The organism is Micromonospora sp. SYSU B005 (genome assembly GCF_055362685.1).
Genome location: NZ_JAXCFU010000047.1, coordinates 1 through 2,599, shown reverse-complemented (window position 1 = coordinate 2,599; position 2,599 = coordinate 1). Strand labels below are relative to the sequence as shown.

Below are 2,599 nucleotides of genomic sequence, written 5' to 3'. Positions count from 1 at the left end.
AACCCGCACACCCGGATCAGCCACCACCGCCACCAACAACTCCCGACACCGACCCACCAACCGACCGATCGACACCGCATCGAACAGATCCGTCCGGTACTGCACGAAGCCGCCGGCCGCGCCGGGGTCGGTGGTGAACGTGACCATCAGGTCGAACTTGGTGACGTCGAACGGGATCTCGGCGGGACGCAGCCGCGCGGCGCCGAGCCGGGGCGCGGCGATCGAGCGCACCTCCAGGTCGAACATGGCCTGGAACAGCGGGGTCCGGCCTGCCTCCCGGTCCGGGCGCAGCTCCTCCACCACCCGCTCGAAGGGGAGCTCCTGGTACTGGTAGGCGTCCAGCGCCCGGTCACGGACCCGGCCGAGCAGCTCGGTGAACGTCGGGTCGCCGCTCAGGTCGGCGCGCATCACCACTGTGTTGACGAAGAAGCCGATGACGTTCTCCACCTCGGGCCGGGTGCGCCCGGCCACCGGCACCCCGACGCCGAAGTCGTCCTGCCCGGTCCAGCGGGCCAGCACCGCCTGGAAGGCGGCCAGCAGCGTCATGTAGAGCGTGGCGCCGTGCGCGCGGCCGATCCGCTCCAGCGCGGCCACCAGTTCGGGGTCCAGGGTGAACTCGTGGGTCGCGCCGGCCCAGGACGGGCGGGCCGGCCGGGGCCGGTCGGTGGGCAGTTCGAGCGCGGGCAGGCCGGCCAGCCGCTCCCGCCAGTGGGCCAGTTCGGTGTCGAGCCGCTCGCCGGTGAGTTCCCGGCGCTGCCAGCCGGCGTAGTCGGCGTACTGCACCGGCAGTTCCGGCAGCGACTCCCCGGCGTAGGCGGCACCCAGTTCGCGTACCAGCACGCCCATCGACCAGCCGTCGGAGACGATGTGGTGCATGGCCAGCACGAGCAGGTGGTCCTCCGGCCCGAGCTGCCAGACCAGGGCCCGGAACAACGGGCCGGACGCCAGGTCGAACGGGCGGTGCAGCTCCCGCTCGGCCTGCGTCACCGCCTCGGTGTACGGGTCGGCGGCGGATCGGGTGTCGTACCAGTCGGCGGTCACGTCGCCGATGGCAGCGACCCGCTGCACCGGCTGCGTGCCGACCACGGGGAAGGTGGTCCGCAGCGACTCGTGCCGGTCGACGAGCTGCCGCAGCGCCCGGTCGAGCCGGTCCCGGTGCAGCGGTCCGTCCACCCGCCAGGCCAGCGCCGCCATGTAGTCGGGCGCGTCGGGCTCCAGCCGGTGCAGGAACCACATCCGCTCCTGCGCGAACGAGAGCGGGAAGTCGCCGCTGCGCCGCAGCCGGGTGATCGCGGGCGCGGCGCCGGTGGTGGACGCGGGCAGCGCGGCGGCGAACTCGGCGATGGTCGGGTGGGCGAAGAAGGTCCGCACGTCGACGGGACGGTCGAGCGCCTTCACCAGTCGGGCCACCGCGAGGGTGGCGAGCAGGGAGTGGCCGCCCAGGTCGAAGAAGTCGTCGTGGATGCCGATCCGGTCGACGCGCAGCACCTGCCGCCAGACGTCCGCGATCGCCTCCTCGGTCGGGTTACGCGGGCCCTCGAAGCCCACGCTCACGTCCGGACGGTGGCCCTCCGGGTCGGGGAGCCGGTCCCGGTCGACCTTGCCGCCGACGGTGCGCGGCAGTTCGTCGAGCACGATCACCACCGCCGGCACCATGAACTCGGGCAGCCGCTCGCCCAGCCACCGCCGTACCTCGTCGGCGGTCACGCCGTCCGCGGCCAGGTAGGCGACGAGCCGGTCCTGCCAGGCGACGACGACGGCGTCGCGTACGCCCGGGTGTTCCCGCAGGCGGGCCTCGACCTCGCCCACCTCGACCCGGAACCCACGGACCTTCACCTGACCGTCGGCCCGACCCCGGAACTCCAGCTGCCCGTCCGCCCGCCACCGCACCAGATCCCCGGTCCGGTACAACCGGCCACCCGGCTCACCACCGAACGGGTCCGGCACGAAGCGCTCCGCCGTCGCACCCGGCCGGCCCAGATAACCCCGCGCCAACTGCGTACCGCCGACGAACAACTCACCCACCGCACCCACCGGCACCTCGGCCAGCGAACCGTCCAGCACGTACAACGCCCGGTCCCCCACCGCCCGGCCGATCGGTGGCGTGCCGGTGAGGCCCGACGGAAGGTCGGCGACCGTCGTGGTGACCGTGGTCTCGGTCGGGCCGTACGCGTTGAGCACCGTCACGTCGGGGCACCGGGACGCGAAACGGTCCACGTCGTCGGGGCGGACACGGTCGCCGCCGAGCACCATCAGCCGCAGGTCGCGCGGTACCTCGCCGTCCCGTTCGGTCAGCTCGGCGACCAGTTCGCCGAAGTACGCCGGCGGCAGGTTGGCAAGCGTCACGCCGTGCCGCGCCAGCAGCGGCAGCAGGGTGGCCGGGGCCACCAGGCCGTGCTCGGGCAGCACCAGCGCGGCCCCGCAGCTCAGCGCCGGGAAGATCTGGTCGATCGAGGCGTCGAAGGCCAGGGCGGCGAACTGGAGCACCCGGTCGTTCGGGCCGAGGCCGAAGCGGCGTCGCATCCGGGACACGTGCGCGGCCATCGCCGCCCGCGACACCCCGACACCCTTCGGCCGGCCGGTCGAGCCCGACGTGTAG

Annotated in this window: 1 protein-coding gene; it reads right to left on the bottom strand. The window is 73.6% G+C overall.

Annotation, left to right across the window (positions count from 1 at the left end; genetic code table 11):
* Nucleotides 1–2,599 (bottom strand): amino acid adenylation domain-containing protein (locus SM452_RS30275; RefSeq protein WP_463841212.1); only part of this gene is annotated, 2,599 nt, incomplete at both ends.